Origin of the sequence: Flavobacterium salilacus subsp. salilacus, assembly GCF_004634195.1 — a bacterium.
GTDB lineage: Bacteria > Bacteroidota > Bacteroidia > Flavobacteriales > Flavobacteriaceae > Flavobacterium > Flavobacterium salilacus.
The window spans coordinates 558,201-572,098 of record NZ_SKBP01000001.1 but is presented as its reverse complement, the minus strand read 5'-3'; the positions used below and the strand labels follow the sequence as shown (position 1 = coordinate 572,098).

At 37.7% G+C, this 13,898-nt stretch carries 10 protein-coding genes and 1 tRNA gene; 3 read left to right on the top strand and 8 right to left on the bottom strand.

Annotated features, from left to right (window positions below; all coding sequences use genetic code 11):
• Positions 1-216: 216 nt before the first annotated feature.
• The 7 genes from E0W68_RS02760 to E0W68_RS02730 form a co-directional block, all read right to left on the bottom strand.
• A tRNA-Ile gene (locus tag E0W68_RS02760) sits at positions 217-290 on the bottom strand.
• Between the two features lie 163 nt (positions 291-453).
• Positions 454-837, bottom strand: coding sequence for a hypothetical protein (locus E0W68_RS02755; protein ID WP_135217869.1), 384 nt, complete (start codon positions 835-837; stop codon positions 454-456).
• Positions 838-1,205: 368 nt separating this feature from the next.
• A complete protein-coding gene (locus tag E0W68_RS02750; protein WP_135217868.1) occupies positions 1,206-4,661 on the bottom strand; it encodes an efflux RND transporter permease subunit in 3,456 nt (1,151 codons plus the stop codon).
• A gap of 27 nt (positions 4,662-4,688) precedes the next feature.
• Positions 4,689-5,855, bottom strand: coding sequence for an efflux RND transporter periplasmic adaptor subunit (locus E0W68_RS02745; RefSeq protein WP_135217867.1), 1,167 nt, complete (start codon positions 5,853-5,855; stop codon positions 4,689-4,691).
• Positions 5,856-5,873: 18 nt separating this feature from the next.
• Positions 5,874-7,247: a TolC family protein gene (locus E0W68_RS02740; RefSeq protein WP_135217866.1), complete on the bottom strand. Its 1,374-nt coding sequence runs from the start codon at positions 7,245-7,247 to the stop codon at positions 5,874-5,876.
• Between the two features lie 26 nt (positions 7,248-7,273).
• Positions 7,274-7,867 (bottom strand): TetR/AcrR family transcriptional regulator, encoded by a 594-nt coding sequence (locus E0W68_RS02735; RefSeq protein ID WP_135217865.1) that lies wholly within the window; start codon positions 7,865-7,867, stop codon positions 7,274-7,276.
• Positions 7,868-7,943: 76 nt separating this feature from the next.
• The gene (locus tag E0W68_RS02730) at positions 7,944-8,558 is read right to left on the bottom strand and encodes a TetR/AcrR family transcriptional regulator (protein WP_135217864.1); all 615 of its coding nucleotides are present in this window, start codon (positions 8,556-8,558) and stop codon (positions 7,944-7,946) included.
• Between the two features lie 135 nt (positions 8,559-8,693).
• Between E0W68_RS02730 and E0W68_RS02725 the strand changes: the two genes are divergently transcribed.
• Together E0W68_RS02725 and E0W68_RS02720 are read left to right on the top strand one after the other, a co-directional pair.
• Complete coding sequence (locus E0W68_RS02725; RefSeq protein ID WP_135217863.1) at positions 8,694-9,668, top strand: polyprenyl synthetase family protein; 975 nt, start codon at positions 8,694-8,696, stop codon at positions 9,666-9,668.
• Positions 9,668-10,018, top strand: a complete 351-nt coding sequence (locus E0W68_RS02720) for a hypothetical protein (RefSeq protein ID WP_135217862.1) — start codon at positions 9,668-9,670, stop codon at positions 10,016-10,018. Before E0W68_RS02725 ends, E0W68_RS02720 begins: the two co-directional genes overlap by 1 nt.
• Positions 10,019-10,401: 383 nt before the next feature.
• Here E0W68_RS02720 and E0W68_RS02715 read toward each other — a convergent pair whose 3' ends face one another.
• Positions 10,402-10,920, bottom strand: coding sequence for a hypothetical protein (locus tag E0W68_RS02715; RefSeq protein ID WP_235831818.1), 519 nt, complete (start codon positions 10,918-10,920; stop codon positions 10,402-10,404).
• A gap of 154 nt (positions 10,921-11,074) precedes the next feature.
• Here E0W68_RS02715 and E0W68_RS02710 point away from each other — a divergent pair, with 154 nt between their 5' ends.
• Positions 11,075-13,858 carry a 2-oxoglutarate dehydrogenase E1 component gene (locus E0W68_RS02710; protein WP_135217860.1) on the top strand — a complete coding sequence of 928 codons (2,784 nt, stop codon included), beginning with the start codon at positions 11,075-11,077 and terminating at the stop codon, positions 13,856-13,858.
• The last annotated feature ends 40 nt before the right edge of the window (positions 13,859-13,898 follow it).

Here is a 13,898-nt window from a genome sequence, read left to right as displayed (position 1 = left end):
TTACAGCCTTTTTTAGTTTGGTGTAGGATAATATTATAAAATTGATTTTGGTTTTAGAACAGAGGTAAATCATTTCTGCTTTAAACAAAGCCGTAGTAAATACAATTTAATTGTACTATTTTAGGCTTAAAGAGTTTTAGGCTAATTAAATAGATTTTGAGTATAAATAAAAAAAGCTTTGAAAGTTTTATCTTTCAAAGCTTTTACATTTAGTTGTGGTCCCACCTGGGCTCGAACCAGGGACCACCTGATTATGAGTCAGGTGCTCTAACCAACTGAGCTATAGGACCGCTTTTGAGGTTGCAATATTACTACTAATTTTTGGTTAGTGCAAGTGATTTTTGAATATATTTTTTATGCCTGTAATAATATTTTGTAAGGTATTGATATACAAATGCACAAAAAATTAAAGATTGATTGAGGTTTCGATTTTAGAGAGTTTCCAGGCTAAAATTAAGACTTTATTTTTGCATGGTCGTAAATTATCCTGTTTCGGTTTTTACAATTAACCATGCCCAAAATGCTCACTTTATTGGGTTGTAATACTACGGTATAATTGTTTTTATTATACAATCCCCGCACTGTTAGCTGTAATTCTTTCTCGCCATTATCCGGGCGACATATTACTTGTCTTTTCTCAAATGTTTTTTGGTCATTAAACTCATACCATAAAACATTTTCAAAGTTGTAGCGGATAATAACGGTATCGTTGCTATCTCTGTCACATGCATAATTAAAATGTACCAGCTTAATTTCTTTTTTACGCTTGAATAAAATTAAAAGAAATCGTTTTAAAATACCGATACGAAATAAAATACGATCCAGTAAGGCAGACATATTTTTTTAGGTTAATTTGGGGGCGATATAAAGATGGTAAAGGGGGGCATTACCGAGTGCAATTTATAAAATCATTACATAGTAAATTGCTATAAAATACCCTTGTCTATACTTTGTCTATATATTTTTTCAGAATAGTATGATTTATTTTTGATGTTAAGATGCTGTTTTTCAATGGTTAATATTGTTTTTGTAATGATGTATGATAATTGGTATCCATAAGGGTTTTCAGATGGTTTATATCGGTTTATTTTGTCGTTAAACAGGAAATTCCGATTGATAAATGTCATAAAAAACTCCCGATTGCAAAAGCGACCGGGAGTTTTTATATTAATAATAACCTGCTTAATTTTTAATGATAATATTTGTTATGTGGTAACATTATCAGGATTCTTCTTTAATCGGATCTTTATCTTTTGAAGCATAAAGAACATTACCGGTACAATTACCAGTGTTAAGAAAGTGGCAAAAATAAGTCCGTAAATTACTGTTTTAGCCAGCGGCCCCCAAAAGATTACGTTATCTCCGCCTAAATAAATTTTAGGGTTATATTCAATAAACAGACTAAAGAAGTCAATATTAAGCCCTATTGCCAGCGGTATAAGTCCCAGTATTGTAGTAATTGCGGTAAGCAATACCGGTCTTAAGCGTGAGCGTCCTCCTTCTACAATAAGTTCACGATATTCTTCTTTTGTAAGTAATGCTTTATCTTCAAGCCCTTTTTCGGCAAGTTTACGATCTATAAGCAACTGCGTATAGTCAATAAGCACAATGGCATTATTTACTACAATACCCGCGAGCGATATAATACCCATCATGGTCATGATAATTACAAAATCGTCACCCGATATAGCCATTCCCCAAAATACACCTCCAAAACTCAACAGTACCGAAACCATAATAATTACAGGTTTAGATACTGAGTTAAATTGTGCCACAAGTATCAATACAATACCTCCCAGTGCTATAAGCAGGGCTTTTACCAGGAACCCCATATTTTTAGATTGTTCTTCCTGCTCTCCTGTAAAGGCATAGTTTATCTCGCCGGGCATTTTGTAATTGGTAAGTTCGCTCTTTATTTTCTCTACAATCTCATTACCGTTATAACCACTTACTACGTTAGAATATACTGTGATAACCCTTTTAAGGTTTTTTCTTTTAATCATGTTAAAAGTAACGGTGTTTTCGGAAGTGGTTATGGCAGAAATAGGGACTTGTACCAGTTGACCTGTTGCCTGATCTCTGAAAGTAACAGGCTGATTATACAATATACTATTATTATTTCGCTGCTCTTCTTCGAGCCTTACATTAATTTCATAATCATCCTTACCTTCTTTGTAGGTAGATGCTTTTTCGCCATATATAGCTCTGCGCAAAGTTTCTCCTACCTTGCCCGATGTAATGCCCAGTTCTCCCGCCTTGTTGATATCTACAGTAACATCTACACCCGGTTTTTGCTTGTTTACATCTATTTTAAGCTCCTCAATACCGGGAATATTTTTCTCGTTTATAAAGTCGCGCAGTTTATACGCCTGAGCAAGCATTTCGTCATAATCCTCTCCTTTAATTTCAATGTTTACAGGATATCCTGCCGGAGGTCCCGCCGCATCTTTCTCTACAACTACCGATACGCCTGCGTAACCCTGTACTGCTTTGCGGATTTCTTCCATAACAGAGGTACTCTTTACACCTTTACGATATTTAAACTCGCGCATTGTTAGGGTTACCTTTCCGCGATGTGGCATTTCACTCTCAGAGCCACTGTCCGTTTGCGGGTTACCTGCTCCTTGCCCTACCTGAGCTATGGCACTTTCTATCATGTAGTTTTCGCCATCTTCAATGTATTTATGGGCAACAGCATATACTTTTTCTTCTATTATTTTTGTAAATGCATTGGTTTTGTCAATGTCAGTCCCTTCGGGAAATTCGATATAAACCATAATTTGGTTAGGTTCATTTTCAGGGAAAAACAGTGTTTTTGGCTCACGCATTCCTACGGCGAAAAATGAAAGTATAAGCAGAGCAAAAGTACCGATAAAGAAAAGTCTCGGTTTTATTCCTCCTAAAGCATATTGAAGAAAATCTCTATACTTGTTTTCCAGCCAAACAAGCCCGTTATTTTGAAAACGCTCCATTCTTTTAACAAGGAAAAATTTATATACCCAAAGCATTATTACAAAGAAAAGCATCAGGTTGCCCATTCCTTTTAATGCTCCGGAGCCGGTACTTATTCCTCCGATAAGGGCTATTAAACCGATACCGCCAATGATAAGGCTTAATCGCACCATTTTTTTGCGGGACATTTCATTTTCTTTCAGCTTCATAAAGTCAGCAGTAAGCATGGCGTTAATAACCAATGCCACAAATAGTGAAGAGCCTAATACTATAGAGAGCGTCATGGGGAAGTATATCATGAATTTACCCATAGTGCCCGGCCATAGCCCTAACGGGAAAAATGCGGCTAGTGTAGTAGCGGTAGAGGCTATAATGGGCCATGCAATTTCGCCAATACCTTCTATGGCTGCCTGCTTGCGCGACATGCCCTGACTCATGAGCGAGTACACGTTTTCTACTACCACAATACCATTATCTACCAGCATACCAAGCCCCATTACTAAGGCGAAAAGTACCATAGTATTTAATGTAATGCCCATTGCTCCCAGTATCATATATGACATGAACATGGATAGCGGTATGGCAATACCCACAAACAGCGCATTTCTTAAACCAAGGAAAAACATTAATACAATAACCACAAGCAGTACCCCGAAGATGATGTTGTTTACAAGGTCGTCAACCTGTGCAATAGTACGTGAAGACTGGTCGTTGGCATACGTAATTTTAAGCCCTTTCGGGAAATAATCGTCCTGTGCTTTTGCAATAATCGCTCTAACGCCATCTACTGCCTCAACCATGTTTTTACCACTACGTTTTTTAATGTCGAGCATTACTACAGGCTCTCCGTACTCTCTGGCATACGTGGTTCTTTCTTTTTCTTTAAAGGTAATTGTGGCAATGTCTTTAAGATATACATTACCGTCTTGTTTTTTTACAATGATGTTTTCCAGTTGCGATGGTTCATCAATTTCACCTATTACTCTTATGTTTTTATTAATACCGTTTCGTGTTACATTACCACCCGATACTGTTTTGTTTTCAAACTTTATCGCGTTTATAATATCGTCAAAGCTTACCATGGCAGCAGCCATTTTATACATATCTACAGCTATTTCTACCTCTTTTTCTTCGGCACCACGAATGGCAGCTTCTTTAATTTGAGGCAGGCGCTCTATACGATCTTCAAGATACTCTGCATACTCTTTCAGTTTTTCAGAAGTAAAATCGCCTGTAAGGTTAATATTAAGTATAGGCGTTTCCTCAGCAATGTTAAGGTCAAAAATATTAGGTTCTACTTTTGCTCCGCCATCTGTAGTAGGCCATTCAGTATCTGCCTTTACTTTATCTACTTCGTCTTTTACCTTTTGCTTGGCATCCTGAACGCTTATATCTTCGTCAAATTCTACTAATATCATCGAATAGTCTTCCAGTGTATTCGATGTTATTTCAGTAACTCCCGATATATTATTAAACTCTTCTTCGAGTGGTTTTGTAATCAGCTTTTCTACATCTACCGCCGAGTTACCGGGGTTTATAGAGCTCACATATATTTTAGTCTCGATAATTTCGGGAAAACTCTCCCGAGGCATCGAGTAGTAGGTAATAAGTCCCCCAAAGAGCAGTATGGCGGTAATAACATATACCGTCATTTTATTGTTTATTGCCCAGGTAGATATACCGAAACTTTTTTCTATTTTGTTACTCATTATATATTGGTTTTATGAGTTGTTTTTTTATTTGATAACTTTTATCTCAGTACCGTTTTCTACAGCCTTTGCACCTTCGGTTATAACCTCGTCACCCTCTTTCAGTCCTGATTTTATTTCTACATAAGCTCCTGATGTGTAGCCTGTTTTTATTTCATTCTCTACCGCTACAAGTTCTTTTTTACCTTCTTGCTTTCCAACGGTATATACTACAAGTCTTCCGTTGCCTTTTTGCTGAACAATATTTTCGGGCACCAGTAATGATTTTTTGTTTGTATAGTCTTCTATTTTTAGTGTAGCTACCTGGTTAGGACGAAGCAGGTTTTCAGGGTTTGGTAATGCTACCTCTATACCGAAACTTCTGTTGTTTGGGTTGATGAAATTACCTACCTGGCGTACTTTTCCTTTATATGTTTTTCCTATTGACTGGATATATACATTTACATCAGCACCAAGTTTTACCTGCTCAAGATAAGTTTCCGGAACTGTGGCGCTAACATACATATCTTTAAGGCTTACTATACGGAAGAGGTCTTGCCCCGGGCTTACTACTTTGCCTCTTTCAGTCATTACTTCATCTATAGTTCCGCTAAAAGGTGCTTTTATAATTGTTTTTTCCTGTTGCGACTGTAGTTGCGCTACAACTTTTTGCTGACTTTTTAAATTGGTTTGTGCTTCCAGGAACTGCATTTCCGAACCTATTTTTTGATCCCAAAGTCTTTTTTGCCTGTCAAAAGTAGTTTGCGCTAATGAAAGTTGTGCTTTTGCCTGTGCTACTTGCGACCCGATTCCGCCATCATCTATAATAGCCAGAACTTGTCCTTTTGCTACTTTCTGACCTGCTTTTACATTAAGTTGTTGTAATACTCCGGACATTTCAGGGTATATTATAATATTCTGCTTAGTATCTACATTACCCTGTATTTCGATATAGTGGGTAAAGGCAGTATCTTTTATAATTAAAGATTGTACTAAAGGCAACTTTTTATTAGGGTCAAGCGAGTCTATAGCAGCATCAAGACGCGCAAGGTCGGCAGCCAGTTTCTCATATTCGCTGTGTATTACATTGCGCGATTCTTTAATTTTGGTAAGGTCTTTAGATTCTATAACCTCATCAACATTCACTTTTCCTTCTTTTTCGCCACATGAAAATAAAACAAGCGAAAGGGCTGATATATATAATACTTTTTTCATTTCTTTTTTCTTTAATAATTATTGAGCGGTTAGTTTTTGTAAGGCAGCTTTTGTGTTTATTACATTCAGCATAGCCTGAAGATAACTTTGTTGTGCAGCATATAGCTGCCTTTGTGCTTCTGAAAGTTCGAAACTTGATGAAAGTCCTTCGCGAAATTTTATCTGCTGTTTGTTCTCAATGCGCCCTGCAAGTATCATATTGTTTTTAGAGGTTGTGTACTCTTCTACACTATATTCATACTCGCTTTTGGCTTGCTGAAATTGCAGCTTTAAGTTTTGCTCCAGTTCTGTAAGCTCAGTTTTAGCCTGTTCCAGCGCTATTTTAGCTTGTTGTGTTCTGGCACTGCGCGCAAGGCTGCTGAAAATAGGAACATTGAGGTTTACCGACAGGTAGGAGTAGTCTAACCACATTTGATCTCTGCTTGTAAACTTAAACTCGTCGTTAAACCCATTGTAACCAAACGAAAGGCTTGTAGAAAGTGTGGGTAAAGCCTTGCTTTTTTCCTGTTGTAATAACAATCTTTTTTGTTCTTGGTTATTAACGCCCAGTTTATAATCAATGTTCGATTGTACGTTAAATTCACTTCCTGTAATGGCAGCATCAAGGTTTGCCATAGTAAGGTCTTCCAGTTTGTCAGTGACCTCCAGCTTGTCTTCCAGATCGATACCCAACACCAGCTTTAGCATATTAATGGTAATTTGCTCAAGGCGTCTTGCATTGTTTAAAGAGCTGTTTACAGAAGCGAGCGTTATCGATATCTGCTCTACATCTTCTTCTTCAGTAAATCCGCTTTTAAAGTTTTCGCTAATTTCAAATTTGTTTTTTTCCAGCGTAGCTTTATTTCTTTCCAGAATAGCAATATTTTCCTGAGTCAGCAACACATTACCATAAGCATTAATAACCTGTTCTTTTATTTCTATATCCGTTTTCTTTTTCGATGTTTCATAGAAATCAAGATAGGTTTTTGCTGCTTTAACGCCCACTATATAGCTACCGTCAAAAATAAGCTGCTCTAAAGTGGCGCTTGCGGTGGCACTGTGCCTGGTAGAAAAGGCTACTGCCATAAACTCTCCGGGAGTACCGCCAAACAGCTCTGCGGGAATGATGGACTGCTGTATGGAAAAATTGTTTTGATAATTACTCTGTGCACTTATTTGCGGTAGCCCGCTTGCAATGGTTTCCCATTTCTTTTTAACAGATGCCTGTATATCCCGCCCCGAGTTAATAATCGAGTAGTTATACTGCATGGCGTGCTGTACGGCTTCTTCCAGGCTGTAACGATAACTGTTGGTGTCTTCCTGCGCCCTTAGCTGCGGTGCAAAAAGATAAACCAATAGTAAACCGAGCACCGTAAAAAGGTTGCCTGTAAGTTGATTTTGGTTTTTCTTCATAGAACTATTGTTAATTGATTGATGATTTATTGATTGAATAAAATATTTAAAATAATTTGTTTGCGTTCTTCGAGCAGGCGGTCATAACTTTCCTGGCTAAACCCCATTGTTTCCTGCAGTAACGGGCGCATGGATACAGGAAATGACATGAGCGAAATAAAATTGAGTACAAATTGCTCCGGACGCATTTTCGGCACGTTGCCTTTTTCCATTTCAATGCCTATTTCCAGATAAAATTTATCCAACAGCCTGTTCATCGCCTCGATATCCTTATGACAATTTCCCTGATTCATTTGGGTAACCATATAAATTTCCAGGTAGGGATATTTTTTAGATTCCTCAAAAAACATATCCAAATGCTGCTCTATTTTTTCTCTCAAAGGCAGGTCAGAAAAAACAATCGATTCCGTACGGTCATGCTCCTGTTGTTGTGCATCTTCAAAAACAATATTGAAGAGGTTATCTCTGGATCGGAAATAATAGTTTATCAATGTTCGGTTCACTCCTGCGGCATCGGCAATTTCCTGTGTGGTAGCATTAAAACGACCTTCGCCAAAAAAAATCTTTTTGGCAGTATCTTTTATCAATTGCTCCGTATCAATATCTTTTTTATCTGACATTTTTGTTTAACTTATTTGTTTGACATTTTTGTCAATGCAAATTTAAATGCTTTTTCTCCAATCATACAAAATAAATTTATGTTAATTTTATCTTGTCAGTTTCCAGTAATTTTTCCAATATAGCCTGCCCCTTTGCGGTTACTATGCCACGTAGGTGATATTCCAAAAACTGCTTGGTAAGATCAGTAACATTAAACATTGTGGCAGGAAATATATCCTGATCTTTAATTCCGGTAAGCCCTGTAAAGTAGATGCGCGATATAAAATCAACATTAATAGTATCGCGATATAAGCCATTGTCAATACCCTTTTGCAGGTTTTCTTTCATACAGCCATTCATTTTCTCAAATTGTTTTGCGCGCAAACACGAAAATATTTTTGGGAAAAACTTTTGCAGTTGATAAAAAGGCGATGCCGATTCGTTATTTAAATGCTGCATCATAAAACTGCGTATAATGAAAATTTCTTCAATAGAGTTCTTGCCCATTTCCCTTATACCGTCTATACCGCACGAAACAGTTTCAAAAACGCTCAGAGTACTTGCCTCTACCAAATCATGTTTGTTACAAAAATGCTGGTATATCGTCTTTTTAGAAATACCAAGTTCATTGGCAATATCATCCATTGTTACACTTTTAAACCCAAATGACATAAACATTTCGGTAGCTTTCTTCACAATAGTCTCTCTCATATTAAAAATCCCTGATATTTCGATGCAAATATAGAGAGGAAACTTTTAACACCAAAAAAGTTTCCTTAGTTTTTAAATTATTTTTCATGTTGCTTATAAAAAGCGAAAAGTTTACTTTAGCAAAAAAAACAACCGATGCACGCCATAGCGCACTATCAGCAAATAATTAAGGAGTATTTTACCAATGTATCTTTAGAGAAAGAACCCCTAAACCTGTATCGCCCCATACAGTACATAGTATTACTTGGCGGTAAGCGCATGCGCCCGGTGCTTACCCTTATGGCAGCCGATGTTTTTGATGCCGATTGTAAAGAGGCATTGCCTGCGGCAATAGCGGTAGAGATGTTTCATAACTTCTCGTTAGTACATGATGATATTATGGACGATGCACCCCTGCGTCGCGGTAACGAAACCGTGCATGAAAAATGGGATATAAACACCGGCATACTCTCCGGCGATGCCATGCTGATACTGGCATACCAATATTTTGAGAATTATGAACCTGAAATATTCAGGGAGCTGGCAAAGCTATTCAGTAAAACGGCTCTCGAAGTTTGCGAAGGGCAACAATGGGATGTCGATTTTGAACAGCGTAATGACGTTACCATACCTGAATATCTGAAAATGATAGAATATAAAACGGCGGTATTGGTAGGAGCAGCCATGAAAATGGGCGGTATTGTAGCCAAAACAACCAAAGAAAATTGTGACCTGATATATAATTTCGGGCTAAATCTTGGTATTGCTTTTCAGTTGCAGGATGATTACCTTGACGCTTTTGGCGACCCCGAAACTTTTGGTAAGCAAGTAGGGGGCGATATTATAGAGAATAAAAAAACGTATTTATACCTGAAAGCATTACAGCAGTGCACACCATACCAAAAAGAATCCCTTTTACAATGGTTTACCTCACACCCGGAGGATGCTGTTACAAAAGTAGCCGATGTAAAACAACTGTTTCAGGATACAGGAGCTGATACTGCTACCAAAGAAGCTATTGAAGCCTATACCCAAAAAGCCTTTGAAACGCTAAAAAAACTGGATATAGCTACAGATAAAAAGCAAATATTGGAACAATTTGGGCAATACCTGATGCAACGAAAAGTATAATGTATATAGCACCCATAAATACCGACCTGCTGCTGAGTGAAGCACAAAAAGAACAACTTTATATAAAACTGGTAGAGCAGTTGAATAAAGATTTTACGCTTGCAAATGAGTTGCTGGATTTTGCTGTGGATATTACCCCGATTGATTTAAAACTGGGGCTGCGCGAAAAAATTTATACCCTCATACAACACCGCTTTGCCGAATATCTCAACCTTTTGTATATAATAGATGTATCAGAAAAAGAAATAAAAGCGCTGAATGGTGACGACATAACTGAACTTAGCGAGCAGGTTGCGTTCCTGATACTAAAAAGAGAATGGCAAAAGGTTTGGTTTAGGAATAGGTATTGATTTTCTTAAATACCTTGCAATGTGTTGATATTTTGTGTATATTTGTGCATATAAAGTTTGACATCAAGAATGTGATGGCTAACATTAGTAAGTTCTTTGTTTTAATAATAATTACTATTTCTTTAATAGTGCATGGAATTCACAATTATAAGAATTGGAATAGTTTACTTGTGCGTCTTTTTGTACAATCTGAAGTCTCTTGTGAAGGGGAAAATATCAATAATCAATATAAAAAAAATGAGGAGGTAGTTATGGATAAAACAAATATTAGTGAGAATTATAATACAAATAATAAAAAAACAAAGAACTGCTTAGCTTATCCACTTTAAAATATATATAATGGCTCCTTAATTTTGAGGAGCTTTTTTTATTGTCAATTTTTCTTAAAAATAAACCCTTATAAAAGGCATAAAAGCATCGCTGTAAACCCTGTCACTTTCGCGGAACAGTACATTATAACGCACACCTACGGTTACGTTCTCCATACGGTAGCCTGCTCCTAAAAATAAGGCGGTGTTCCAGAAATTCCGTTTCCTGTCAGAGTCATTAATATAAGAGGGTTGACCAAAATAATCCTCATCATAAGTAAGGTTAACACGCAGTTGTTCCAACTCGGCAGAGAGTTGCACTTCGGGTATAGGGTTAAACACCCCTATAATTGATGCACCATAAATATAAGACTCATAAAAATCGCGATATTTTATATAAGTGCCCTGCAAGCCTACACCAACACCTACATATTCATTAACCTCATATAATGCCCCCGGGGCGAGGGTAACATCAGTATAATTATTGCCAAAAGCTGCCCCTGCCGTACCGCCAAATCTTACATTATCCCAAAAGCTATTGCTGTTTTGCGCATTGGCAGAGCAGTAGCAGGTTATTAGTGCTATAATTGCCACGCATTTTGTTAAAAAATTGAAAAGGGGCATTTTACTAACTGTTAATTAATACATAATTACTAAGTATAAATATATAAAAAACACTGAAAGATTATTACAAATATTGTACTTTTGCATAAAATTTTTTAAACCAAAAGGTCATAAAGACATAAGTATGGACAGGTTTTCCTTTTTAAACGCAGCACATACTGCTTTTTTTGCAGATTTATACGATCAATATATAGAAAATCCTGATAGTGTAGAACCAAGCTGGAGAAGCTTTTTTCAAGGATTTGATTTCGCCAATTCCGGTTACGGAGACGAACTTACTGAAACTGCCACATCACCACAAGGTGCCACAGTACAGTCGGTATCTGATTATTCCGGACTTCCTGAAAAACTACAAAAAGAGTTTAGCGTGCTAAACCTTATTGAAGGCTACAGAACACGCGGGCATTTATTTACCAAAACTAACCCGGTGCGCGAGCGCAGGAATTATACCCCGACTATTGAGTTGGAAAATTTCGGGTTATCAAATGCTGATCTCAATACCGTTTTTGATGCCGGTAAAGAAGTGGGGCTTCACCAAGCTACCCTACAGCAAATAGTAGATCATCTTAAAAAAGTATATTGCGACCATATTGGTATCGAATATATGTACATCCGTAACCCGGAGGTGAGGAAATGGATACAAAATAGACTTTCGGACGGCGAAAATCAACCAAAATTTTCAGCCGAACAGAAAAAAAATATATTAGCAAAACTTAATGAAGCCGTTTCTTTCGAGAACTTTTTGCATACCAAATATGTTGGACAAAAACGTTTCTCGCTCGAAGGTGGCGAATCGCTCATACCTGCTTTGGATGCACTTATTGAGGCAGCCGCCGATAAAGGTGTAGAACAGTTTGTGATGGGTATGGCACACAGAGGTCGCCTTAGCGTGCTTGCCAATGTGTTCGGAAAATCGACTTCCGATATCTTCAGCGAGTTTGACGGTAAAGATTATGACGACGATGGTATGTTTGACGGAGATGTGAAATATCACCTTGGTCTTACATCAGATAAGCTTACCAAAAATGGTAAGAGCATAAACATTAATCTTGCGCCTAATCCGTCACATTTAGAAACGGTAGGAGCGGTTATAGAAGGTATTGCCAGGGCAAAACAGGACAGACATTTCCCCGAAGACTATTCGAAAGTATTGCCCATAGCACTGCATGGCGATGCTGCTATTGCAGGGCAAGGCATTGTGTACGAAATTGTACAGATGGCAAAACTGGACGGTTATAAAACAGGCGGTACTATACACGTAGTGGTTAACAACCAAATAGGCTTTACAACCAATTATCTGGATGCACGTTCCTCTACCTATTGTACTGATGTTGCCAAAGTAACCCTTTCGCCGGTATTGCACGTAAATGCTGATGATGTTGAGGCAGTTGTACATGCTATGCTTTTTGCATTAGACTTTAGAATGGAGTTTGGCAGCGATGTGTTTATCGACCTTTTAGGATACAGGAAATATGGCCATAACGAAGGTGATGAGCCACGCTTTACACAACCTAACTTGTATAAGCTAATAGCTAAACATAAAAATACGAGAGATATATATGCCGAAAATCTTATTGCTTCGGGCGTAATAGATGATAAATATGTGAACGGACTTGAAAAAGAGTATAAGGCTATGCTTGAGCAAAACCTTGAAGCTTCGCGTAAAAAAGATTTAACCATCATCACTCCTTTTATGCAAAATGAATGGGAGGGTTATGAAAAGGTGTGCGAGCAAGAAATGCTGAAAAAGGTAAATACTACCTTCTCTAAAGAAATGCTTGACGATATTGCATCGGTTATTACCCAATTGCCTTCGGATAAAAAATTCATCAAGAAAATACAGAAGCTTATTGATGACAGGAAAAATATGTATGAAACCAACAAACTGGATTGGGCTATGGGCGAATTACTTGCCTATGGCACATTGCTTACCGAAGGGTTTGATGTACGTATATCCGGGCAGGATGTGGAAAGAGGAACTTTCTCACACCGTCACGCTGTTATTAAAGTAGAAGACTCTGAAGAAGAAGTGGTACTGCTAAACAGGCTTAACGACCAGAAAGGGAAATTTAATATATATAACTCCTTACTTTCAGAATACGGAGTAGTTGGTTTTGATTATGGTTATGCCCTTGCAAGCCCAAAAACACTTACTATTTGGGAAGCACAGTTTGGAGATTTCTCTAATGGTGCACAGATAATGATAGACCAATATATTTCGTCAGCCGAAGATAAATGGAACAACCAAAACGGTTTAGTGATGTTGTTGCCACACGGTTATGAAGGGCAGGGGGCAGAGCACTCCAGCGCACGCATGGAGCGTTACCTGCAACTTTGTGCCAACAATAATATGTATATTGCCGATTGTACTACACCGGCAAACTTCTTCCACTTGTTAAGAAGGCAGATGAAAACCAATTTCCGTAAACCACTTATTGTATTTACACCAAAAAGTTTATTGCGCCATCCTGATGCGGTATCTACCGTTGAAGAACTGGCAACCGGAACTTTCCAAGAGGTAATTGACGATTCTGCAGTAAATGCTGACAAGGTAAAATCACTCGTTTTCTGTACCGGTAAGTTTTACTATGATCTTGTGGCGGAAAGGAAAAATATCGAAAGAAATGATATAGCATTTGTAAGACTGGAACAACTTTTCCCGTTGCCTGTAGAGCAGCTTAAAGAAGTGATAGCTAAATATAAAAATGTTGATGACTATGTATGGGCACAGGAAGAACCTAAAAATATGGGTGCTTACAGCTATATGCTTATGAACTTTAATGAAGTGAAACTAAGATTGGCTTCACCCGAAGCCTCGAGTGCACCTGCTTCAGGAAGCTATACACGTTCCAAAAAACGTCATGCTGCTGCCATAGCCATGGTTTTTGATAAAGATTTAATCAATTAATATCGTATTTTTGATTTAACAATAGAGTTAACAACACCAA

Excerpts from the sequence above, each read along its gene's own strand:
- E0W68_RS02755 (WP_135217869.1), bottom strand. The coding sequence starts at position 837 with ATGTCTGCCTTACTGGATCGTATTTTATTTCGTATCGGTATTTTAAAA.
- E0W68_RS02750 (WP_135217868.1), bottom strand. The coding sequence starts at position 4,661 with ATGAGTAACAAAATAGAAAAAAGTTTCGGTATATCTACCTGGGCAATA.
- E0W68_RS02745 (WP_135217867.1), bottom strand. The coding sequence starts at position 5,855 with ATGAAAAAAGTATTATATATATCAGCCCTTTCGCTTGTTTTATTTTCA.
- E0W68_RS02740 (WP_135217866.1), bottom strand. The coding sequence starts at position 7,247 with ATGAAGAAAAACCAAAATCAACTTACAGGCAACCTTTTTACGGTGCTC.
- E0W68_RS02735 (WP_135217865.1), bottom strand. The coding sequence starts at position 7,867 with ATGTCAGATAAAAAAGATATTGATACGGAGCAATTGATAAAAGATACT.
- E0W68_RS02730 (WP_135217864.1), bottom strand. The coding sequence starts at position 8,558 with ATGAGAGAGACTATTGTGAAGAAAGCTACCGAAATGTTTATGTCATTT.
- E0W68_RS02725 (WP_135217863.1), top strand. The coding sequence starts at position 8,694 with ATGCACGCCATAGCGCACTATCAGCAAATAATTAAGGAGTATTTTACC.
- E0W68_RS02720 (WP_135217862.1), top strand. The coding sequence starts at position 9,668 with ATGTATATAGCACCCATAAATACCGACCTGCTGCTGAGTGAAGCACAA.
- E0W68_RS02710 (WP_135217860.1), top strand. The coding sequence starts at position 11,075 with ATGGACAGGTTTTCCTTTTTAAACGCAGCACATACTGCTTTTTTTGCA.